A 22,130-nucleotide genomic window follows, 5' to 3' on the forward strand; every position below is an offset into this window, starting at 1 on the left:
GGAAGAGACCGACGATGTCCGACGAAAAGACAAGCGAAGAAACGCTGGCTGAGATCCTTGAGGCGGAAGCTGAAGGGGTTGAGCCAGAGGGTGAAGGCTATGCCGACCCGGATGCAGAGATTGATGAGCTGCGCACCCGATTGGCCGAGACAGAAGACAAGCTTCTGCGCGCCTATGCGGAGATGGAAAATCTGCGCAAGCGGGCGGAGCGGGATCGCCGCGACGCGGAGACCTATGGCGGCACAAAGCTCGCCCGCGAGCTGCTGCCTGTCCATGACAATCTGAAACGCGCCGTTGATGCTGTCACGGATGAACAGCGCGAGGCCGCGGGTTCGCTGATTGAAGGTGTCGAGCTGACTCAGCGCGAGTTGCTGAACGCGTTTGAGAAGCACAAGATCACGCGCGTGAACCCGGAAATGGGTGAAAAGTTCGATGCGAAGCTGCATCAGGCGATGTTTGAGGCACCATTGCCCGGCACAACTGCCGGGACCGTCATTCAGGTCATGACAGAAGGCTTCATGATAGGAGATCGTCTGTTGCGCCCGGCGCAGGTCGGCGTCTCCTCTGGCAGCCCGGACTAAACAGGCCACGATTTCTGCGCTATGCCGTGCTCAGCAAGAGGAGTACGGCATGCGCATCACCACGGAAGAGCAGCTTCGCGAGCACTACCGCCCCAAAGGGGGACGGTCGGTGGAAAAGGAGCTGACCTCACTCGACATGCATTGTCGTGCCTTTATTGCGGCGTCTCCTTTCTGTGTTGTGGGAACACGGGGGCCGCAGGGCCAGGATGTGACGCCGCGCGGTGATGCACCGGGATTTGTTCGTGTAGATGAGGCGGGTCATCTTTTGTTACCCGATCGCCCGGGAAACAATCGCCTCGACACGTTGACGAACCTGCTGCATGACCCCCAAATCAGCCTGATCTTCATGATCCCCACCGTGGCTGAGACGTTGCGGGTGCGTGGATCTGCTGAAATTCGGGTGGATGACGATCTGCGTGCGCAATTCGAAGTGGACGGAAAACGACCCGCATCCGTTCTGAAGATCACGGTATCCTGTGCCTATCTGCATTGCGCCAAGGCGTTCATGCGCTCTGGCCTCTGGTCGCCGCAGGGTTGGCCCGAGGCACGACCGGTGCCCAGTATGGGTCAGATGATACGCGATCAAATCGGCTCTACCGATCGTGTCGAGGGGCAGGCGGAGATGGAAGCTCGTTACCAAAAAGCGCTCTATTGAGCGTTTTGTGCCAAGTCCTTTAACTCATATATAAGATTGAGTGCATCCTTTGGTGTAAGGGTATCCGGCAGGATTTCAGAGAGCGCGGCATCAACTGCGCTGGGTTGAGACATCGGTTTTGACACAGGTGTCGGCGCGACACTGAAAAGAGGTAGGTCATCTATAAGAGTACGGGATTTACCGCCCTTCTCACGCTCACCTTCCTCTAGCGCTTCCAGAACAACACGGGCGCGTTCGACGACGGAAGGTGGCAGGCCCGCCAACTTTGCGACCTGGACGCCATAGGATCGGTCTGCCGCGCCTTCGCGCACCTCGTGCAGAAAGATCACGTCGCCTTCCCATTCGCGGACCGCCACGGTCGCATTGGATACGCCTTCCAACGAACCGGCAAGTGCTGTGAGTTCATGATAGTGGGTCGCGAACAGAGCGCGGCAGCCATTGACCGATTGCAGGTGTTCCAACGTTGCCCACGCGATAGAAAGGCCGTCATACGTTGCGGTGCCGCGACCAATCTCATCAAGAATGACAAGCGCGCGTGAGCCGGCCTGATTCAGGATGGCGGCAGTCTCAACCATCTCAACCATGAAGGTTGAGCGACCACGGGCCAAATCGTCCGCAGCCCCGACACGGGAGAAGACCTGATCGACCAAGCCGATATGGGCAGAAGTTGCGGGCACGAAAGCGCCCATCTGCGCCAGAAGGGCGATCACAGCATTCTGACGCAGCCAGGTGGATTTACCTGCCATGTTCGGACCGGTCAGCAGGACGATGCGCGCGGCTTCATCCTCTGCGGTTAGATCACAGTCATTGGGGATGAACTGTGCGCCGCTCTGACGGCGCAACGCCTGCTCGACGACAGGATGGCGACCGGCCTCAACGGCAAAGGCGCGGGATGCATCGAGGCGAGGACGGACCCAATCACCCTCCACCGCCAATTCAGCCAATGCGGTGGTGACGTCCAACTGGGCCAAGGCGCGGGCTGCCTGATTGATCTGTTGTCCATAGTCGACGATTGCCTCACGCAGACGGGCAAATACGGCCAGCTCAAGCTCCTGCGCGCGCGCACCGGCGTTGAGGATCTTCGTCTCCATCTCGCTCAGCTCAACCGTGGTGAACCGCACCGCATTGGCCGTGGTTTGGCGATGGATGAACGTCTCGGAATGGGGTGGGGACAACATCTTGTCGGCGTGGGTGGCCGTAACCTCCACAAAATAGCCGAGCACGTTGTTATGCTTGATTTTCAGGGCATTGATGCCCGTCAGCTCCGCAAACTCGGTTTGCATGGCAGCGATGATCGAACGTCCTTCGTCACGCAGGGTGCGCGCCTCATCCAGATCGACCTCCACACCTTCTGCGACGAACCCGCCGTCGCGGGCCAGCAGCGGCGGCTCCGCAACCAGCGAGGATTGAAGCAGGTTCGCCAATGCATCATGCCCCTGCAAATCGGCGGCGATATCCTCAAGCAAAGCGACATCACTTCCATCGAGATGGGCGGCAAGCTTTGACGCAGCGCTCAGCCCGTCGCGGATGTTCGTGAGGTCGCGCGGACCACCCCGATCGAGGGAAAGACGGGTCAGCGCGCGGTCCATATCCGGGGCGGCACGCAGGGCGTCGCGCAGGTCACGGGCAAGGCTGCGGTGATGAGTGAAATGCTCAACACCATCGTGCCATCGTGCAATCAATGTCAGGTCGGTGGAGGGCGCAGTCAGCCGACGTTCCAGCAAGCGTGCACCCGGTCCGGTGACGGTTCTGTCTATGGCAGCGAGCAGTCCACCGGCACGCGAACCGGCCAGTGAGTGGGTCAGTTCCAGATTTCGGCGGGTGGCTGCATCAATCTCAACCGCGCTGCCCTGCACCTCTCGTATTGGTGGGCGAATAAGCGGCAAGCGCCCCTTCTGCGTCATGTCGATATAGTCGACCAGTGCACCCATGGCGGCGATCTCCGCCCGCTCAAACTGACCAAACCCGTCGAGTGAACCGGTATTATAGAGTTTAAGAAGGCGTTGGGTGGCCGACTGGCTGTCAAAGCTGGATGCGGCGAGCGGTGTGACCGTAGCACCCGCCTCTGCGATGACATCGAAGCCGTTTGCCCCTTCCGCGATCAGCACTTCGCGCGGTGCGATGCGAGCGAGCGTCGGGCCGAACATCACGGCGGGACAGGGGGAGACGTGAAATTCTCCGGTTGAGATGTCGAGCCAGGCCAGCGCGCCCTCGCCCCGTATCTCAGCCCGTGCGGCGAGGTAGTTGTTACGCCGGGCATCCAACAACGTGTCTTCGGTCAGGGTACCGGGGGTGACGAGGCGAACAACCTCGCGACGCACTACGGCCTTGTAGCCTCGCTTCTTGGCTTCAGCCGGGCTTTCCATCTGCTCGCAGACGGCCACGCGGAAGCCTTTACGGATCAGGGTCAGCAGGTAGTTTTCGGCAGCATGGTGCGGGACACCGCACATCGCGATATCCTCCCCCTCATGCTTTCCCCGCTTGGTGAGTGCAATGTCGAGTGCTGCGGCAGCTGCCACTGCATCATCAAAGAACAGCTCATAAAAATCGCCCATCCGATAAAACAGCAAAGCCTCCGGGTGCTGGGCCTTGATCTCCAGATATTGCGCCATCATCGGCGTGACGGTGGAAGCAGTGCTCATCGGGTGGACCTGTACGCGGGACGTTCGAAGGACTTCTACCACCGGGGCAAAACAAGGGCCACCGCCCGGATCATTCAGCGGGCTTTTGCAGGGCGGTGCTGTCGGATGCGCAAATTCCTTCAGACCGGGCTTTGCGTTTACGGGTTTCGCCCCGGATATGATTTGAGTAATAAAGCCTCACTCATACTGGCCCTGAGGATAATAAAATGACCCAAAAGACCCGGATCACGGATCAGGAAGCGCTTGCCTATCACCTGTCTCCGTCCCCCGGTAAGCTGGAGGTGCGCGCCTCCACCGCGATGACAACGCAGCGGGATCTTTCGCTCGCCTACTCACCTGGCGTTGCGGTTCCCGTACAAGCGATCGCGGATGATCCGTCGCTGGCCTATGACTACACGACCAAGGGAAATATGGTCGCGGTGATCTCTAACGGATCGGCCATTCTGGGACTGGGCAATCTGGGCCCGCTCGCCTCCAAACCCGTGATGGAGGGCAAGGCCGTGCTCTTCAAACGGTTTGCCGATGTGAACTCCATCGATCTGGAGCTCGACACGCAGGACCCAGACGAATTCATCTCGGCCGTGAAGCTGATGGGGCCAAGCTTTGGCGGTATTAACCTTGAGGATATCAAGGCACCTGAATGCTTCATCATCGAGCAGCGGTTGAAGGAGGAGATGGACATCCCTGTCTTCCACGACGACCAGCATGGCACAGCCGTGATCTGCGCGGCGGGGCTGATCAATGCGCTCAAGATCTCGGGGAAGAGGATTGAAGACTGCAAGATCGTGCTGAATGGCGCAGGGGCTGCCGGGATTGCTTGTATTGAGCTGATCAAGGCGATGGGCGCTCGACACGACAACTGTATCGTCTGCGACACGAAGGGCGTGATCTGGCAAGGTCGGACCGAGGGGATGAATCAGTGGAAATCGGCCCACGCCGCCGTGACCGAAGACCGCTCGCTTGAAGATGCGATGCGAGGCGCGGATGTCTTCCTCGGCGTGTCGGTCAAAGGGGCTGTCACTGCCGAGATGGTCGCGAGCATGGCAGACAATCCGGTCATCTTCGCAATGGCGAACCCTGATCCAGAGATCACGCCAGAGGAGGCGAACGCGGTTCGCGAGGATGCCATCGTTGCGACGGGCCGTTCGGATTACCCCAATCAGGTCAACAACGTCCTGGGCTTTCCCTACCTTTTCCGTGGCGCGCTCGACATTCATGCCCGCGCGATCAATGACGAGATGAAAATCGCCTGCGCCAATGCTCTGGCAGAGCTTGCCCGGCAGGATGTCCCCGATGAGGTCGCAATGGCCTATGGCCGCAAGCTGCAATTCGGGCCGGACTATATCATTCCGACACCGTTCGATCCGCGCCTGATCCATGTCATTCCGCCCGCGGTGGCGAAGGCCGGGATGGACACTGGTGTTGCCCGTCGACCGATCATCGACATGGAAGCGTATGAGCTGACGCTGAAAGCACGGCTCGATCCCACGGCCTCCATCCTCGATGGCCTGTTCAACCGTGCAAAGGATGCGCAGGCGCGGATGATCTTTGCAGAAGGGGATGATGAACGGGTGGTGCGTGCAGCACTCGCCTATCAGCGGTCAGGGCTTGGTGAAGCCATTGTGGTCGGACGCCGGGATGAAATCGCGATCATGTTGGAGGAGGCAGGCCAGGAAGAGGCCATCGATGCGCTGACCATCGTGAATGCCGGGACGGTCGATAATCTTCAGGAGATGGCGGACTATCTTTATCAGCGTCTCCAGCGCAAAGGATATGATCAGCGGGACTGCTACCGCCTCGCCAGTCGCGACCGGCATGTGTTCTCGTCGCTCTTGCTGGCCCATGACTATGGGGACGGAGTCGTCACGGGTGCGACCCGGAAGGCCGCGCAGGTGTTGGCTAATATCAATCATGTCTTCGATGCGACAGCGGCCGATGGGGCTGTCGGTATATCCGCCATTTTGCACAATGGACGGCTTGTGCTGATTGCGGACACCCTCGTTCATGAATGGCCAGAACGTGAGGATCTGGCCAGCATTGCCGAGCGGGCGGCGGATGTGGCCCGCGGACTGGGGATCGAACCGCGCGTTGCGTTCTGCTCCTTCTCCAACTTTGGGTATCCCGTTTCAGAGCGGGCAGAGAAGATGCACCACGCGGTCGAAGCGCTCGACGCACGCGATGTGGACTTCGAGTATGATGGCGAAATGACGGTCGATGTGGCGCTGAATGCAGAGGTGCTTTCGAGCTATCCGTTCTGCCGTCTGTCAGGACCGGCCAATATTTTGGTCGTGCCGGCGCGGCACTCCGCCTCGATCTCGGTCAAGATGATGCAGGAACTGGCAGGGGCAACGGTGATTGGACCGATCCTGACCGGCATTGACCGGCAGGTGAAGCTTTGCTCCACCACGTCTACCGTCAGCGACATCCTGCACATGGCCGTCATGGCCGCCTGCCGCGTGGGCTGATTTCTTCTTGGTCCAAATATCCCCGCCGGAGGCGCTGACCCGGCTGTCACAAAGCCTCCGGCGGGGATATTTTCAGACAGTTGAAGGCAGGGCCGTCGGCTCTGCCCGCTTCGCGCGCTTTTCCCGCAGCAACAGCATTGCGGGGGTAACGATCAGTGTCATCAATGTGGCCGCGACGAGGCCGCCGACGATCGCAGTGGACAGCTCAATCCACCATTGGGTCGAGGGCGCGCCTTGTACGATTTCCCGCGTGAAGAAGTCGATGTTCAGGCCCAGGACCATGGGCATCAGGCCCAGCGCTGTCGTCACCGATGTCAGCATGACCGGCCTGAGGCGTTGAGCCCCGGTGCGCAGAGCAGCCTCCAGCGGGCTTTGGCCAGAGCGTTTGAGATCGTTGTAGGTGTCGATCAGAACGATGTTGTTGTTCACCACGATTCCGGCCAGTGCGATCACGCCGATCCCGCCCATGACGATCCCGAACGGACGTCCTGTGATCAGCAGACCCAGCAACACCCCGGCGATTGAGAAGATGATGGCCGACATCACCACGAAAGCCTGCCAGAAGCTGTTGAACTGAGTGATGAGGATCGCAAACATCAGGCCCAGCGCTGTCAGGAACGCCCCGACCAGGAAGATCATGGCGTCTTGCTGATCTTCAGCTTCACCCGCGAAGGACCAGTTGGCGCCGTCGGGCAGTTCGGTGCCTTCCAGGGCAGAGCGCAAGGCGACGATCTGATCATTGACCAGCATGCCGGGCGCGACATTGGCCTCGATCGTGACGACCTGTTGTTGGTCGATCCGCTTGATCGTACCCGTGCGCGGTGCGGGTTCGAAGCTTACGAAATTGGCAATCGGGATCAGTCCGACAGATGTCGGTACACGCAGGCCCTGCAACTCTTCCAAGGTGCGGTCTGCCGATGGAAAACGGACTTTGATGTCGATGGGGCCATCTGCGTCGTCGGGTCGATAGTCGGCCACGGTGATGCCCTGTGTCAGCATTCGGATCGCCTGCCCGAGCACGTTGACGTCTGCGCCGAAGCGGGCGGCCTCGGACCGGCTCATCCGAATGCGCCATTCCACACCCGGTAGCGGCCGTGTGTCGGTGACGTCTGTGAAGCCGCCAATCTCGTCCATCATGGTCAGGACCTGATCGACAGCTTCGTTTCTCACGTCGATATTGCGCGACAGGATGCGAAGGTTGATCGGTTTGCCGGCAGCGGGACCGTCGGATTCCGTCTGGACCTGCACGTCTATGCCCGCGATGTCAGACATGTCCTGACGGATATCTTCCCCGATGATAGCCGCAGGGCGGCGGGTGTCCCATTCCGTCATTTCGAGCGTAAGCGTGCCGATGACTTCTGCATTGTCCTGCCCACCGATGGAGGAACGGGCGTAGACGCTGGCGATCTCGGGATATTCGATCAACCGGTCTTCAACCCGTCGAACAAGTGCATCCCGTTCGTAAATCGAGAAATTGTCACGTGATCGAACTTCGACCTGCATGAAGTCCGGCTCAACCGAAGGGAAGAAGCTAACACCGTTGCCGAATTGCCCATAGAGTCCAAACCCACCCAGTAGCAGGGCGAAGGCAAGAAGTAGTGTGGTCACCGGGCGCAGGATTGCACGCTCCAGCAGGCGGACATAGAGCCCGGTCAGCCCGCCAATCTCACGCGGATCGCCGTTTTCTGCAGCGTAAAGCGCAGCCTTTGCCTTGGCTGTTTGCGGTTGGCGCTTGCCGATCAATCCGCCCATGACGGGTATGAAGATCAGGGCCATGAACAGCGATGCGGTCAGCGTCAGGATCACGGTGATCGGCAGGAACTTCATGAATTCGCCAATTGTCCCCTGCCAGAACAGCAGCGGGAAGAACACGCTGAGCGTTGTGGCGGTGGAGGCAATGATGGGCCATGCCATTCGCTTTGCAGCAAAGGCATAGGCTGCCTTGGGTGTTTCACCTTCCTGCAAGCGGCGGTCTGCAAGTTCGGTGGTGACAATCGCGCCATCAACCAACATGCCGACCACCAGGATCAGGGCGAACAGCACGACGATGTTCATCGTGTATCCCATGGCCATCAGCGCGGTGACACCGGCCAGAAAGGCCCCCGGAATGGCAAGACCGACGAGGATCGCGGACCGAAGGCCGAGCGCCCAGACGATCACGATCATGACGAGGATGATGGCGGCGATCACGTTGGCTTCTAGATCCGTCAGCAGGCTTTCGACCTGTTCGGATTCATCGAGGATGTAGGTGATCTCAACACTGTCAGGCCAGTATTGCGACTGGTCCTCGATCAGCGCCTGAACGGCGGCCACTGTTTCGATGATGTTCGCACCCACCCTTTTCTTGATGTCGAGCGCGAGTGCGGGTTGGCCGTCAATGCGGGCAAAGCTCGATGGATCCTGATAGGTGCGCCGCACCGTGGCCACATCGGCAAAGGTGACGACCGTGTCCCCGCGGACGAGAACAGGCATTGCCATGACGTCTGCGACGTCTTCAATGAGGCCGGGGACTTTCAGCACGATGCGGCCCGCACCGGTTTCGATCGCGCCGGCGGCAATCAACAGGTTGTTGCGGCTGATCTGGCTGATCAACTCATCAAAGGACAGGTTATAGGTCTCAAACACTGTCGGATCGATCAGCACTTCGAGCAGCTCGGTTCGTGCGCCGCCGATATCTACCTCCAACACGCCTTCGATCCCCTCGATCTGATCTTTCAGATCCTCGGAGATCGTATTTAGCGTCCGTTCGGGCACCGGCCCGCTGAGGATGGCGGACAGGATCGGGAACAGGGCGGTGTTCACCTCGTTCACGCTGGGCTCGGATGCGTCAGAGGGAAGCTCGGTCTGCGCCCGGTCCACGGCCTCCCGAACCTTTGTCATGGCTTCCTGAGCATCGAAACCCGGTTCGAATTCGAGTGTGACCGAGCCATAGCCCTCACCCGCGCTGCCGCTGATCTGGTCGAGGCCGGTGATGGAGGCCAGCTCCGTCTCCAGCGGTTCGACAAGCAGACGTTCGCTGTCTTCAGGAGATATTCCGTCGAGAGTGGTAACCACGTAGATGATGGGGATCGGAATCTCTGGTGAGGATTCCTTGGGGATCGTGACGTAGGACAGAGCGCCCGTCAGCAGTGTGATGATCAGCAGCAGGGTGACAGTGCGTGTGCGTGCAAAAGCTGCGTCGATGATGGCATTCATTGTGTTTGCTCCATCTCGAAGGACGGATTGACGATCTGGCCGTCACTGACAAAGCCCTGACCGACGGTGATAATGTCTGCACGCTGGTCGAGGCCCGTCACCCAGATACCATCGGTCTGGGCGCGAATGATCGCGATTTCCCGAAAGGAGACGCGGTTCTCGTCTTCAATGACCTTGATCCCGAGCGTGCCGTCCGTGTCCAGCGACAGGATCGCGGGAGAGATGAAATGCGCGACGCTTTGCCCGGTGATCATCCTGACTTCGGCGCTGATGCCAGCAGGCACGGCGCTGTCATCATTGGCGACTTCGACCTCGGCCAGAAAGGTCCGGGTTTGCGGATCGGCTGTCGCGCTGACGAAGGTCAGCGTGCCGCTGCGCTGTTCGCCTGTGATGAAGCTGACATCTGCCATGGCCCCGACCTGAAGCTGAGCGCGCATTTGTTGTGGTACGCGGATGGCGATTGAGAGCGGTGACGAATCCACCAAATAGCCGACTTCGCTGCCAGCCATCACATATTCACCCGTGTCGATATCCAGATCGTCGATCAGACCGGCGAAGGGGGCGCGGATCTCTGTATCGCTGATATCTGCTTCGGCAGATGCGACGGCGGCTTCTGCCGCGGCGAGGGTCGCACGGGCCTGCCGCACGCGATCTTGCGTGGCACTGCCACGTTCAAGGAGGGTCTCTGCATTCTGCAGGTCGCTGGTGGCGCGGCTCAATTCCTCCTGCGCGCGGGTCAGCGCGGCTGTGCGGTCTGCCGGATCGATGCGCGCGATCAACTGGCCGTCCTCCACCCGGTCGCCCTTAGCGACGAGCACCTCTGCGACCTCACCGGTCATTTCGGCGCGCAGGGCGCTATCTCGGTCAGGCTCGGCCTGTCCCTCGGCCTGAAAGACGTTTGCTACCGGGCTGGCCTCGGACGACATAACGGCAACGGTCACGAGCCTCGGCGCGGTTGGTTCATCGACGGTTTCGACATCTTCGGACGGAAATATGAAACCGCTGCCCATCCAGCCGATCAGGGCCACGACCAGCAGGATTGCAAGAATGAGGGGTGCACTGGAGCCCCTATCTGTCTGAAATTGAAGCGGTTCTTTCGACGAAGGGGCAGTCATCGGATTTTCCAGTTCTTGGTGTCTTATTTGGAATCGGCGTTGTTCTGATCCTCAAGGTTGTTATTGTAAAACAATAATTCTAGTACCTTTTGAAAATAGATTGGGAAAATTTGGAAATGATAGACGATCTCAGCCTGCGAAGCAGATCGCGCTGGGCGGCCCGGATCTGCCTTTTGGTGGCCATTTTGCTGCCGCCCAGCATCGTGGGTGCGTGGATCTTCCTCGGGCCGGAAGCGCTGATCGCGAATGTCGTAGATCCCGCCCAGCCGCTGCCGCAGGGTATGCAGCTTTTCGCGATTGTTGCAGTGTCACTGGTTGCGCCGGTGCTTGTCTCATTCGCACTGCTATCCGCACGCCGTTGTTTTCAAAGTTTCGCCGCTGGCAATTGGTTTGATGAAGACGGCGCACGTGCCTTGCGTCGGTTCGGGGCGCTTTATCTTGCGGCATCCATTTTCGGTCTGCTTCTGCCTGCATTTTTGTCGGTGCTGGTCACGCTACACTACCCCGAAGGGCAACGTGTTCTTGCGTGGGGTATCTCCACCGGGCGCGTGCTGAGCGCGCTGGCCGGGTTCATGTTCTGGCTGATCGGTGACGTTCTTGTGCGCGCGGCAGAGCTAGCCGAAGACAACCGGCAGATCATCTGATGGCGATTACTGTAACGCTTGACATCGTGCTCACCGACCGGGGCGTAACGTCAAAAGAGCTGGCGGCTCAGATTGGCATAACCGAGGCCAACCTCTCCCTGCTGAAACAGGGAAAGGTCAAAGGTGTACGCTTTGCGACGCTTGAGAAGATCTGTTCTTATCTCGATTGCCAACCAGGGGATATCCTGACCTTCGAACCGGAGGATTAGCCGGTCCCGCGCATCCCGTCCCAGAAGCCTTTTGCCTTCGCAAAAAAGCTGTCGCTGTCCGGGTTATTGGCTTCGCTCTCGGCCTCAAACTCCCGCAGAAGCTCTTTCTGGCGGGCGGTGAGGTTTACGGGTGTTTCAACTGCCAGCTCGATGTAAAGGTCGCCGACGCCCTGACCGCGCAATGCAGGCATACCCTTGCCCCGCAAGCGCAGCTGCTTGCCAGCCTGTACACCGACCGGAACCTTCACGCGACTGCGCCCGCCGTCGAGATTTGGCGCCTCGATATCCCCACCAAGGGCGGCGGTCGCCATGGGGACCGGAATGCGGCAGAAAAGGTTCACGCCGTCCCGCTCAAAGATCGGATGGTTTTCAACCTCGATGAAAATGTAGAGGTCGCCCGACGGACCGCCAAGCGCGCCTGCCTCGCCCTCACCCGCGAGGCGGATGCGGGTGCCGGTTTCGACCCCCTTGGGGATGTTGACGTTGAGCGTACGCTCCCGCTGCACCTTCCCGGCGCCGCCACAGTTTCGGCATGGGTTCTGGATCACCTGACCGCGACCGTCGCAGGTTGGACACGTCCGCTCGATTGTGAAGAAGCCCTGCTGTGCGCGGACCTTGCCCATGCCCGAGCAAGTGCCACAGGTGACAGGCTCGGAATTGCCTTCAGCGCCAGAGCCGTTGCAGCTGTCGCAGGTCGTGGACCCCGGAACGGTGATCGTGGCCTGTTTGCCGGTGAATGCTTCTTCGAGCGTGATTGTCATATTGTAGCGCAGATCGGAGCCGCGCGCCGCGCGCTGGCCTCGGCCACGTCCGCCACGCTGGCCGCCCATGAAATCGCCGAACAGATCATCGAACACATCCGAGAATGCGCTGGAGAAATCAGCACCTTGTGGCCCGCGTGGGCCGCCACGGCCACCGCCGCCCATGCCACCCTCAAACGCGGCATGTCCATAGCGGTCATAAGCCGCGCGCTTGTCACCGTCCTTCAGGACGTCATGTGCCTCGTTCGCTTCCTTGAACTTTGCCTCAGCCTCCGGATTGTCTGGATTCCGGTCGGGGTGAAATTCCATGACCTTCTTTTTGAAGGCTTTCTTGATCTCGGCATCGGAAGCCCCTTTTGAGACTCCGAGCACATCGTAATAGTCACGTTTGGCCATTGGATGCGCCTTTCGGGTTCTGGGGGTCTGTCGCCCCCGCGTTCTTTTTCATGTGGCGACGATCTTCCAAGCCTGCAACAGCGAGGATCGTGCCGATCATATTGGTCCACAATGCGGCCTGGCCGTGAGCGCGGGCCGCTTCAGAGAAGCTGGCGACGGTGCCTTCTTCGGTCAGAAGGCGACGGAAGGCTGCAATCACCTCGTCAATCTTCTCACCATCCACCACCAGTCCTGTCTTGCCATCGACGATTGCTTCTGGCGCACCGCCTTTGTTTCCGCTGACAGTCGGAAGCCCTGCGAGGGCCGCTTCGAGATAAGTGATCCCGAACCCTTCGCGTTCTTCACCGATCTGCCGACCGGGTTGAACAAAGAGCGTTGCAGCCTCAAGCAGAGCCGTCTTGCGGCCCCCTTCGACACGGCCCGCGAACACGACGTTGGAATCCAGACCCAGATCCTTGACCAGCGCCTTCAACCGTTTTTCGTCATCACCGATACCAGCGATGACAAGCGAGATGTCCGTCCACTCCAGCCGCATGGCCGCAACCGCGCGAATGGCCTGATCCTGACCCTTCCACCCGATCAGACGGGAGATCGAAAGCAGGCGGTGGCCGGATACCTTGAACATATCCTCGGCCCACTCCCGGTCCGCGTCACTGGCGGGCGTGTGCGGGTATACAGGTGGGTGAATGATGGAAATGGTGCAGGTGTCGGGCACCATCGTCAAAGCGCGATCCTGCGTTTCGTTGGAGACGCAGATCAACGTGTCAACGTGGGCAAGGGCCTTGCGAATTCGGTCTGATTTGGCGGGCTTGAACTCGTTCCCGTGGCCGTAGGCGATTACCGGGCAGGGCAATGCCATGGCAATTGGTTCCGCGCTTTTCCAGGAACAGCAATAGACAGCATCAACGCCGCCCGATGCCACGACCTGTCGCAAGCGGCGCGCTTTCATCCAACGGCGCAGTGGGCGCGGGCCCGTGAACCGTTCGACCTTGTAGGGGCGGTTTTCGTCCGCATCCGCAGCACCATCCGCCAGCACAAGAACCTCGTACCCGGCGGCAGCGCAATGCTCTGCCAGTCCGGCCATAAGGTTTTCGATCCCGCCCGAACGGGGGGGGAAAGCTTGTGCGGAGATCACGATCATCGCGTGAGACCTGAGCGGAAGGGCCCGGTGCAAATCTTCACACCGGGCCAACCCGATCTATCAGGACGCTTTCTTGTCGTCGTCGTCCATGTCGGTGTAGTCAGCGTCGACAACGTCGTCGGCCATCTGCTCATCAGCGCCCTGGATCTCTTCCTCGACCTCACCGGCCTCGGCTTCCTGTTGCGCCTTGTAGATCGCCTCACCCAGCTTCATCGCAGACTCGGTCAGGTTCTGAGACTTCGCCTTGATGGCGCCGGCATCTTCACCTTCCAGCGCGTCCTTGAGCTGTGCCATCGCCATCTCGATCGCCTCGACGGTCGTGGAGGATACTTTGTCCTTATGCTCTTCCAACGATTTCTCGGTGGAATGAAGCAGGCTTTCACCCTGGTTCTTGGCTTCGACGAGGTCGCGGCGCTCTTTATCGGCCTCCGCATTCTCCTCCGCATCTTTCACCATGGCTTCGATATCCTCATCCGAGAGGCCGCCAGAGGCCTGGATGGTGATCTTCTGCTCTTTGTTGGTGCCTTTGTCCTTTGCAGAGACGGAGACGATGCCGTTTGCGTCGATGTCGAAGGTCACTTCGATCTGGGGCATGCCGCGCGGTGCGGGCGGGATGTCCTCAAGATTGAACTGGCCCAGCAGTTTGTTGTCCGCTGCCATTGAGCGTTCACCCTGGAACACGCGAATGGTCACGGCATTCTGGTTATCCTCAGCCGTGGAGAACACGTTGGACTTCTTGGTCGGGATCGTGGTGTTGCGGTCGATCATCGGGGTCAGCACGCCGCCCATCGTCTCGATGCCCAGCGTCAGCGGGGTCACGTCGAGCAGGACCACATCCTTCACGTCACCTTGCAGAACTCCGGCCTGAATGGCGGCACCCATGGCCACGACCTCATCGGGGTTCACGCCCTTATGGGGCTCTTTCCCGAAGAATTTGGACACCTCTTCCACGACCTTCGGCATACGGGTCATACCGCCAACCATGACGACTTCGTCGATGTCGGAGGTGGACAGGCCCGCATCCTTAAGTGCGGCCTTCAACGGCTTGATGGAGCGCTGGATAAGGTCAGAAACGAGGCTTTCGAGCTTCGCCCGCGTCAGCTTCATGACCAGGTGCACCGGCTGGCGCGTGTTCGGGTCCATAGAGATGAACGGCTGGTTGATCTCGGTCTGGGAGGAGGAGGAAAGCTCGATCTTCGCCTTTTCTGCCGCTTCCTTGAGACGCTGAAGTGCCAGCTTGTCATCGCGCAGGTCGATGCCGTGCTCTTTCTTGAACTCGTTGGCGAGGTACTCGACGATGCGCATGTCGAAGTCTTCACCGCCGAGGAACGTGTCGCCGTTGGTGGACTTCACTTCGAACAGGCCTTCGTCGATCTCGAGGATCGAGATGTCGAAGGTGCCGCCGCCGAGGTCATAAACCGCGATGGTCTTCGTCGTGTCCTTGTCGAGGCCGTAGGCAAGTGCGGCTGCCGTCGGTTCGTTGATGATGCGCAGCACTTCGAGGCCTGCAATCTTGCCCGCGTCCTTCGTCGCCTGACGCTGAGCGTCATTGAAATAGGCAGGAACGGTGATGACGGCCTTCTCGACCTTCTCACCCAGATATTGCTCTGCCGTTTCCTTCATCTTGCCAAGGATGAAGGCAGAGATCTGGCTAGGGGAATATTCTTCGTCGCGCGCTTTTACCCACGCGTCGCCATTGGGGCCCTTTACGATGTCGAACGGCACCATGGAACGGTCTTTTTCGACGAGCGGATCACCGTAGGGACGGCCGATCAGACGCTTGACGGCGAAAAGGGTGTTGGAGGGGTTTGTGACAGCCTGGCGTTTTGCTGGCTGGCCGACGAGACGCTCGTCTTCTGTGAACGCGACCATGGACGGCGTCGTGCGCGCGCCTTCGGAGTTTTCAATCACCTTCGCGGTCGAGCCATCCATGATGGCGACGCAGCTGTTGGTGGTTCCGAGGTCAATACCGATAATCTTGGACATCTAAATCCATCCTTCTTTCATGGCGATTTTGGAGCTTGGGTCCTCTCAGAGGCCCCCAGTCCCCATCCCAAACGGGCCGGAACAGCGACCCGCCAAGTTGCATCGTGCGATATAGGAGGGGATTGCGGCCCGTGCAAGCGTCTGCGGCGCATTGATTGCGAGTCAAATCAGAGCGTTGGAGCGTTAACCAAACGTTAAATGTCGAGCTCCAGAAGCCCATCTGGATGGAGGGCCCTAGATTGGCACGTGATGAGACTGGTTTCACGCTGCGCTTTCGACAGGACGAAGTCGCGGTGTTCGACGTCTCCCGCCACCAACCCACACTTGCAGACACCGCAAATTCCGTCCGAACATTTGACATCGACCGCAATGCCGCTCGCAGTCAGGACGTCTGAAAGTGTTTCATTTTCAGAGACATGCAGTTCCCGCCCGTCCTTGAGTCGAACGCGGAACGGATGGTTCTCATAGTCGGGCTGCTCTGGGACAGAGAAATATTCCAGGTGGCGTCTCTCTTCTGGAATACCTGCAGCCTGTGCCGCATCCATCACCGAAGACATGAAGCGCTCGGCCCCGCAGGTATAGACATGCGCGCCGTCCGTGGGATCGCTCAATAACTCGCCAAGATTGGCGCGCGATCCTTCATCCGTAACGTGCAGCGTGACGTTTCCCGCCCATGCGACGTGGGCAAGGTCGTGCATGTAGCCCATCGTTGCGCGGGATCGGCCGGAATAGTGCAGCTGGAAAGGTTGCCCCAACGCGTGGAGCCTGTGAGCCATCGCAATCATCGGCGTGATCCCGATCCCGCCACCAAACAGGTAGGTCATCGGAGCGGTTTCGATCAGCGGGAAATGATTTATCGGACGCGAGATGAAGATCTTCCGACCTCCGCTGAATATCCGATGAAGCAGGGCGGAGCCACCGCGCCCCTCTGACTCATTCAACACACCGATCTGGTAGACAGAGCGATTGGCCGGATCGCCTGACATGGAATATTGCCGCAGAAATTCCGGTGCGACGACGATGTCGAGATGCGCCCCGGCCTCCCATGCAGGAAGATCGGCACCGTCGAGGCTGCGCATTTCGTATTTCGTAATGCCCTCTGCCATTTTTTCCGCCTTGGAGATTTCAACCCGCAGGACGGGGCTCTCGCCCTCTGCCGTGTAGCTTGGCGTGAGGTCCGTTTCGCCACTGGCCTTGCGTCGCTTATATTCCTCTGCGGTAATCATCGCCTGATAGGCCTCGATGCCTTTCTCGCGATCCATCGGGAAGGGATAGGGGTAGGGATGTGGCGCCAGATCAGCGGGATAAACAGCGAGCGTCTGATCCTCATATTTCAGATCGAGGTCCTTTTGCAGATCACGGGCGTTTACCGGCTTGTCCGTCGGGCGGTAGGCGCCGTCGGCCTCCATCTCCAGATCCCACCACCATTTCTTCACGGGATTGAGGCTGCCCCGGTCCAGCATGTCGTCCAGTTTGGCGAGTGCGGGCGCAGATCCGGGGATCTTCATCGCTGTCCAGCGGAAGGCGGCATCGGCCAGCACACCTTCGAGATTCCAAGGGCAGGTCTTCATGCAGCGCCCGCACATTGCGCCGCCGGGCGTCGTGATGCGATAGGTCGCGCATTTCTGGCTGTCTGATTTCCAGATCTCGTACCCATTGAACATCAGCTTCGGCCCGGCGGTGATCGCGCCGGAGGGGCACTCCCGCGCGCATTTTTTGCAGGACTCGCAGAACCGTTGCAGGCCGAAGTCGATCGGCTTGTCATGCGCCATTGGTAGCGTTGTCGTGACCACGCCAGATTTCAGACGCGGGCCAAGATAGGGATTAAGGATAACCTCTCCGATGCGGCTGACCTCTCCCAGACCGCTCAGCAGCATCAGGGGCGGCTGCAAGACCTCTCCGTCCATCACCGTATGGGCCTTCGCTGGATATCCCAGCCCTCGCAATTGAGCGGCGACAACTCCGCCAAGCAGGGAGAACCGCAAATAGGCGCGCATGGACTGCGCGACGCTGATCCAGTCGTCCCCGCTGGCGCCCTCCATCGTGTCGAAGCCCTGATCGATCACCATGCTGATCGCCTGATCGTGGGGTGGATTGATCGCTGCGCCGGTCGCGTCGTGTGAGTACCAAGTCCAGTCCGGGCAGCGGGAGATGCCGACGGCGTCGACACCCAGGAAATGGCAGGTTGCCTTTACCAGATCAGCGGCCTCCTGCGGGTCCAGTTCAACCGGGTCAGGCGCGACCTCCCCATCCTGCAGCAACACAAAGGCCCCCAGCGCCCGCCGCTGACCCATGGGCGGGGCGGATTTGCGAACGTATTTCCCCCCCGTCGCGCCGTCTTGGACATGCTTTCCCATGTCGCCAAACTGAGCGCGCGCGAACAGGTCTGCTCGCTTTGGAACCCGCGGGACGTTGGCCTCGTCAATGTAGGTTGTCGGTTGATCGACGCGTTTGAGCTTTTCGAATGGATGTGCGCCGTCGCGAAACATGCGTTTTCCATAGGGCTGCGGCGTACGTTTCGGCAGAGGGCCGGCAAGCGGCAGATCGGGTTCAAAGGCGAAGTCAGTTGTGATTGCCGCAAGACCAAATTCCGGCCCAATGAAAGGCGCATGAACGTCGTCTTTCTCAACCATGCCAAGTCCGGACGCGACCGCCAAGCGGTTGAGATCGACATCATGAGCGCTGGCCGTATGCGCCTTTGCATCGAAACCAAGCACGCGCAGATAGGTTGCGATTACGACAGCAATTTCCGAGGCGATCAGACAGGACCGTTGGGGACGTGCAGTCTGGATCCAAGCGGCCCCCGGCTCATCATGCTGCACCTCACGGGGGTGCTGGACCATGAAGACCATCGCATGCGTGTGGCCGTCGATGGTTGCAGGGGGTGCCTCCATCGACTCCTTGAGATCAGCCATGATCAGGTCAATGCCGGATGCTAAGGTTTTGGTCTGCTTTGTCCGAAGGTCGGCCGCGAGACGTGCCACGTCCGCATTCTTCGCTGGCTCAGCCAGCCGAGCTTGATCAGGCAGCAGGCATCCACCAACCAGAGATGCATCAGCGAAATATCCGAACGACTTGAGGTGATTGGCACGCTCAACCAAATCCTGCGGCGGCGCGGATTTCACCTTAGCGACGAGGCCGTCGCGAATGGCATCCAGCATGGCTTGATGATCGCGCATCGCGTTAATGATCGAATGGGGCGCATCCGGTCGGGCATAGGAGAGGGGCTGGAACGGCGGCACCCGCGTCAGATCCGCCACCTGCATCCGCGCGAGGTCTTCGAGCCTGTGCGGCCCCAAATGAATTGGTCGTTCCCTTTGCGACTTGAACCGCATGCCCATGAGACACCCCAGTAATTACCAGCGGTAACTAACTGCATTGTTGGCCCACCTGTCAATCGCTACACTGCCGTTGGGAGGATGTGGCCAATGTCTCAGTCGAACTATCAGTTGCATGACCGGATGGGCTATCAGTTGAGCCGCGCGTCGCGATCCCTCCAGACCCGTCTGGAAGCGGGACTGTCGCCCCTTGGGCTGACCCGACTGAAATGGTGTGCGTTGTCCGGCATCGGGCTAGAGGGCGTTTCCACCCCATCAGAGCTTTCCGAACATATCGGGATCACACGACCGGCGACCTCACGCCTGCTGCGCCAGATGATGGAGCAGGGACTGGTGATGCAAAAAAACGAACCGCGAGACCGGCGCAGCAAGACCTTGCATCTCTCTGAAGCGGGACTGCACCTGCTTGGGCAGGGACGCGACGTGGTTGATGAGAACAACGCGCATTTCCGAGACAAGCTCACCACGGCAGAACGTCAGGCCCTGGCCGGTCTACTGGCAAAGCTCGTATCAGGCGAGGACCGCGCACTCGACAAGATCTGAAGGTAGTCTGGCCTCGTTTGATAGGCGCCTATCAAAAAATGATTGACGCCTATCAAAACCGTCTCTACTGCTGCGGGCAGAGGAGACGGGATGACTAAACGCGCCACTTTGCAGGATGTCGCAGATGCGGCTGGTGTCAGCTATGCCACGGCTGATCGCTTCATCAATCGCCGTGGCGGTGTGGCTGAAAAATCCCGCCGCAAGGTTGAGGCGGCCATTCGTGCGCTCAACTATATCCGTGATGATCGGGCGGCAAACCTCGCTCGGAATCGCAACTACCGGTTTGTCTTCGTTTTGCCCGGCGGGGCGAACGCCTTCTATGATGCGCTTCGAACCAGTTTGCGGGATGCGGTTGTTGCGCTGATGCCCGAGCGTGTGACCATCGACATAGTCGAGTTCACTCCGTTCGATGCAGATGATTTGATTGCGCGCCTTAGCGCCCTTGATGCGGACGTGATTGACGGTTTGGCCGTGGTCGCAAATGCCGATCAAGCGGTCTGCGATCGTCTGCGGGCGCTCAGACGTCAGGGCGTCGCCGTGGTGTCCCTCGTTGCGGAGACGGCCCGTGATGCGCGCGATGCCTATATTGGTTTGGACAATCGTCGCGCAGGCAGCCTTGCCGCGCGCATGTTGGCCTTCGCGCATCGACATCGCGCAGGACGCATTCTGCCGATCGTTGGGGCCCATGATGCGCCTGACCATGCCGAGCGATTGGGCGGCTTTCTCCAGACAATGGGCGTATTGAATCCAGACGTTCACATCCTGCCAGCGGTCCGCAGCTCGGATGATGCCGAAGAGGTTGAGCGTCTGGTAACCGCTGCGACGGCAGAGGGCTCGACCATCACCGGACTATACAACGTTGGGGCAGGCAATCGCGGTCTGTTGCGCGCTCTTCAAAACCGATCAGCTCACCGCCCGGCAGTCATCGTTCATGAGCTTTCCGAAACGACTGAGGCGGCCCTGCGTGCCGATCTGATCGACGCGATCATCGATCAGAAGCCGCAAGAGGAGATCGCGAAGGCGCTTGGTGTCCTGCGCGCATTGGCAGACCAAAAAACGCTGCCGCCGATAGATCTGATACCCGCAATCTACATGCAGGAAAATCTGCCCGCTGCGTCGGGCCAAGGAACTGAAATGGAAGGAAACACACCATGACGAGTACGTATTTCAACGGCATGGAGGCTGTGCCCTTCGACCCAGATAGCGACGGCCTCGCCTTCCGTCATTACAACCCGTCCGAGATTGTGATGGGCAAGACGATGGCGGAGCATCTGCGCTTTGCGGTCTGCTATTGGCACAACTTCGTCTGGGAAGGGAACGACCCGTTTGGTGGGCAGACCTTCGAACGCCCCTGGTTCCCCGCAGATACGATGGATCTGGCGCGGGCCAAGGCGGATGCAGCTTTCGAGATGTTTCGAATCCTCGGTGTCCCTTTTTACTGCTTTCACGATCATGATGTGCGGCCAGAGGGTGATAGCCTGACGGAAAGCCGGGACCGCTTGAATGAGATTGCGGATTACTTCGAACAAAAGATGGAGAACGGGCCGAAGCTTCTGTGGGGCACGGCAAACATGTTCTCAAACCGCCGCTATATGGCCGGTGCCTCTACCAACCCTGATCCTGACGTCTTCGCTTACTGCGCATCCACGGTGCGGACCTGCATGGACGTCACCCATCGTCTGGGTGGTGAGAACTATGTCTTGTGGGGTGGCCGCGAGGGTTATGAAACCCTGTTGAACACGGATCTGTCCCGTGAGTTGGAGCAGATGGGCCGTTTTCTTTCGATGGTCGTCGACTACAAGCACAAGATCGGCTTCACAGGTGAAATCCTGATCGAGCCAAAACCGCAGGAACCGACCAAGCACCAGTACGACTATGATGTCGCCACGGTCTACGGCTTCCTCAAGCGGTTCGGGCTTGAGAATGAGGTTAAGGTGAATATCGAGCAAGGTCATGCCATCCTTGCGGGGCACTCTTTCGAGCATGAGATCGCCATGGCGACCGCATTCGGCATACTCGGCTCAATCGATATGAACCGAAACGACTACCAATCTGGCTGGGATACCGATCAGTTCCCGAACAACGTGCCGGAAGTTGCGCTTGCCTATTACGAGATCCTCAAAGGTGGTGGCCTCGGCAAAGGTGGTACGAATTTCGATGCGAAATTGCGCCGTCAGAGCCTTGATGCAGAAGATCTGATCGCATCGCATGTGGGTGCTATGGATGTTTGTGCACGTGGTCTGAAAGCAGCGGCTGCGATGTTGGAGGATGGCGGTTTGGAAGCGGCGCGTGACGCACGCTACGCTGGCTGGGCAACAGCTGATGCGCAAGCGATGCTGGCGGACGGCGCAACGCTTGATGGGATCGCGGATCGGGCAGAGACCGCCGAGCTCGACCCGCAGCCTGTTTCGGGCCAACAGGAGAAATTGGAAAACTGGGTCAATCGCTTCGTCTGAGCT

General features: G+C 59.4%; 15 protein-coding genes. 8 read left to right on the forward strand and 7 right to left on the reverse strand.

Annotation, left to right across the window (positions count from 1 at the left end; translation table 11 throughout):
* Positions 1 to 14 precede the first annotated feature (14 nt).
* Entirely contained in the window at positions 15 to 581 is a 567-nt protein-coding gene (grpE, locus tag POI8812_RS02660) for a nucleotide exchange factor GrpE (protein WP_108780967.1), read from the forward strand.
* Positions 582 to 630: 49 nt separating this feature from the next.
* Complete coding sequence (locus tag POI8812_RS02665; protein ID WP_108780968.1) at positions 631 to 1,236, forward strand: pyridoxamine 5'-phosphate oxidase family protein; 606 nt, start codon at positions 631 to 633, stop codon at positions 1,234 to 1,236.
* Here POI8812_RS02665 and mutS read toward each other — a convergent pair.
* Complete coding sequence (mutS, locus tag POI8812_RS02670) at positions 1,230 to 3,878, reverse strand: DNA mismatch repair protein MutS (RefSeq protein ID WP_245895223.1); 2,649 nt, start codon at positions 3,876 to 3,878, stop codon at positions 1,230 to 1,232. The genes POI8812_RS02665 and mutS overlap by 7 nt on opposite strands.
* Before the next feature lie 206 nt (positions 3,879 to 4,084).
* Between mutS and POI8812_RS02675 the strand changes: the two genes are divergently transcribed.
* Positions 4,085 to 6,343, forward strand: a complete 2,259-nt coding sequence (locus POI8812_RS02675; RefSeq protein ID WP_108780970.1) for an NADP-dependent malic enzyme — start codon at positions 4,085 to 4,087, stop codon at positions 6,341 to 6,343.
* A gap of 72 nt (positions 6,344 to 6,415) precedes the next feature.
* On the opposite strand, the gene POI8812_RS02680 is transcribed toward POI8812_RS02675, so the two are convergent.
* Both POI8812_RS02680 and POI8812_RS02685 read right to left on the reverse strand, forming a co-directional pair.
* Complete coding sequence (locus POI8812_RS02680) at positions 6,416 to 9,538, reverse strand: efflux RND transporter permease subunit (RefSeq protein WP_108780971.1); 3,123 nt, start codon at positions 9,536 to 9,538, stop codon at positions 6,416 to 6,418.
* Positions 9,535 to 10,653: an efflux RND transporter periplasmic adaptor subunit gene (locus POI8812_RS02685; protein WP_108780972.1), complete on the reverse strand. Its 1,119-nt coding sequence runs from the start codon at positions 10,651 to 10,653 to the stop codon at positions 9,535 to 9,537. Before POI8812_RS02685 ends, POI8812_RS02680 begins: the two co-directional genes overlap by 4 nt.
* A gap of 116 nt (positions 10,654 to 10,769) precedes the next feature.
* On the opposite strand from POI8812_RS02685, the gene POI8812_RS02690 reads away from it, so the two are divergent.
* Together POI8812_RS02690 and POI8812_RS02695 are read left to right on the forward strand one after the other, a co-directional pair.
* Entirely contained in the window at positions 10,770 to 11,297 is a 528-nt protein-coding gene (locus POI8812_RS02690; RefSeq protein WP_108780973.1) for a hypothetical protein, read from the forward strand.
* Positions 11,297 to 11,506: a helix-turn-helix domain-containing protein gene (locus POI8812_RS02695; RefSeq protein ID WP_108780974.1), complete on the forward strand. Its 210-nt coding sequence runs from the start codon at positions 11,297 to 11,299 to the stop codon at positions 11,504 to 11,506. Before POI8812_RS02690 ends, POI8812_RS02695 begins: the two co-directional genes overlap by 1 nt.
* Here POI8812_RS02695 and dnaJ read toward each other — a convergent pair.
* From dnaJ to POI8812_RS02715, 4 genes are all read right to left on the reverse strand, one after another.
* On the reverse strand, positions 11,503 to 12,663 hold the full coding sequence (gene dnaJ / locus POI8812_RS02700) for a molecular chaperone DnaJ (RefSeq protein WP_108780975.1): 1,161 nt from the start codon (positions 12,661 to 12,663) through the stop codon (positions 11,503 to 11,505). The two genes, POI8812_RS02695 and dnaJ, sit on opposite strands and share 4 nt — an antisense overlap.
* Complete coding sequence (locus POI8812_RS02705; protein WP_108780976.1) at positions 12,650 to 13,804, reverse strand: glycosyltransferase family 4 protein; 1,155 nt, start codon at positions 13,802 to 13,804, stop codon at positions 12,650 to 12,652. Before POI8812_RS02705 ends, dnaJ begins: the two co-directional genes overlap by 14 nt.
* Positions 13,805 to 13,864: 60 nt before the next feature.
* Complete coding sequence (dnaK, locus tag POI8812_RS02710; RefSeq protein WP_108780977.1) at positions 13,865 to 15,790, reverse strand: molecular chaperone DnaK; 1,926 nt, start codon at positions 15,788 to 15,790, stop codon at positions 13,865 to 13,867.
* A 194-nt stretch (positions 15,791 to 15,984) separates the two neighbouring features.
* Positions 15,985 to 19,131: a 2Fe-2S iron-sulfur cluster-binding protein gene (locus POI8812_RS02715; RefSeq protein ID WP_108780978.1), complete on the reverse strand. Its 3,147-nt coding sequence runs from the start codon at positions 19,129 to 19,131 to the stop codon at positions 15,985 to 15,987.
* A gap of 87 nt (positions 19,132 to 19,218) precedes the next feature.
* Here POI8812_RS02715 and POI8812_RS02720 point away from each other — a divergent pair, with 87 nt between their 5' ends.
* From POI8812_RS02720 to xylA, 3 genes are all read left to right on the forward strand, one after another.
* Entirely contained in the window at positions 19,219 to 19,671 is a 453-nt protein-coding gene (locus POI8812_RS02720; protein WP_162844866.1) for a MarR family winged helix-turn-helix transcriptional regulator, read from the forward strand.
* Positions 19,672 to 19,761: 90 nt separating this feature from the next.
* On the forward strand, positions 19,762 to 20,826 hold the full coding sequence (locus POI8812_RS02725; RefSeq protein ID WP_108780980.1) for a LacI family DNA-binding transcriptional regulator: 1,065 nt from the start codon (positions 19,762 to 19,764) through the stop codon (positions 20,824 to 20,826).
* Positions 20,823 to 22,127: a xylose isomerase gene (xylA, locus tag POI8812_RS02730; RefSeq protein ID WP_108780981.1), complete on the forward strand. Its 1,305-nt coding sequence runs from the start codon at positions 20,823 to 20,825 to the stop codon at positions 22,125 to 22,127. Before POI8812_RS02725 ends, xylA begins: the two co-directional genes overlap by 4 nt.
* Positions 22,128 to 22,130: the final 3 nt, after the last annotated feature.

The sequence above is a fragment of the Pontivivens insulae genome (genome assembly GCF_900302495.1).
Taxonomy (GTDB): Bacteria; Pseudomonadota; Alphaproteobacteria; order Rhodobacterales; family Rhodobacteraceae; genus Pontivivens; species Pontivivens insulae.

What these genes read in the sequence shown, in the direction of transcription:
- POI8812_RS02725 (WP_108780980.1), top strand. Translation starts at nt 19,762, where the DNA reads ATGACTAAACGCGCCACTTTGCAGGATGTCGCAGATGCGGCTGGTGTC.
- POI8812_RS02695 (WP_108780974.1), top strand. Translation starts at nt 11,297, where the DNA reads ATGGCGATTACTGTAACGCTTGACATCGTGCTCACCGACCGGGGCGTA.
- dnaJ (WP_108780975.1), bottom strand. Translation starts at nt 12,663, where the DNA reads ATGGCCAAACGTGACTATTACGATGTGCTCGGAGTCTCAAAAGGGGCT.
- POI8812_RS02705 (WP_108780976.1), bottom strand. Translation starts at nt 13,804, where the DNA reads ATGATCGTGATCTCCGCACAAGCTTTCCCCCCCCGTTCGGGCGGGATC.
- POI8812_RS02685 (WP_108780972.1), bottom strand. Translation starts at nt 10,653, where the DNA reads ATGACTGCCCCTTCGTCGAAAGAACCGCTTCAATTTCAGACAGATAGG.
- POI8812_RS02680 (WP_108780971.1), bottom strand. Translation starts at nt 9,538, where the DNA reads ATGAATGCCATCATCGACGCAGCTTTTGCACGCACACGCACTGTCACC.
- POI8812_RS02675 (WP_108780970.1), top strand. Translation starts at nt 4,085, where the DNA reads ATGACCCAAAAGACCCGGATCACGGATCAGGAAGCGCTTGCCTATCAC.
- mutS (WP_245895223.1), bottom strand. Translation starts at nt 3,878, where the DNA reads ATGAGCACTGCTTCCACCGTCACGCCGATGATGGCGCAATATCTGGAG.
- POI8812_RS02690 (WP_108780973.1), top strand. Translation starts at nt 10,770, where the DNA reads ATGATAGACGATCTCAGCCTGCGAAGCAGATCGCGCTGGGCGGCCCGG.
- dnaK (WP_108780977.1), bottom strand. Translation starts at nt 15,790, where the DNA reads ATGTCCAAGATTATCGGTATTGACCTCGGAACCACCAACAGCTGCGTC.
- POI8812_RS02665 (WP_108780968.1), top strand. Translation starts at nt 631, where the DNA reads ATGCGCATCACCACGGAAGAGCAGCTTCGCGAGCACTACCGCCCCAAA.
- xylA (WP_108780981.1), top strand. Translation starts at nt 20,823, where the DNA reads ATGACGAGTACGTATTTCAACGGCATGGAGGCTGTGCCCTTCGACCCA.
- POI8812_RS02715 (WP_108780978.1), bottom strand. Translation starts at nt 19,131, where the DNA reads ATGGGCATGCGGTTCAAGTCGCAAAGGGAACGACCAATTCATTTGGGG.
- POI8812_RS02720 (WP_162844866.1), top strand. Translation starts at nt 19,219, where the DNA reads ATGTCTCAGTCGAACTATCAGTTGCATGACCGGATGGGCTATCAGTTG.
- grpE (WP_108780967.1), top strand. Translation starts at nt 15, where the DNA reads ATGTCCGACGAAAAGACAAGCGAAGAAACGCTGGCTGAGATCCTTGAG.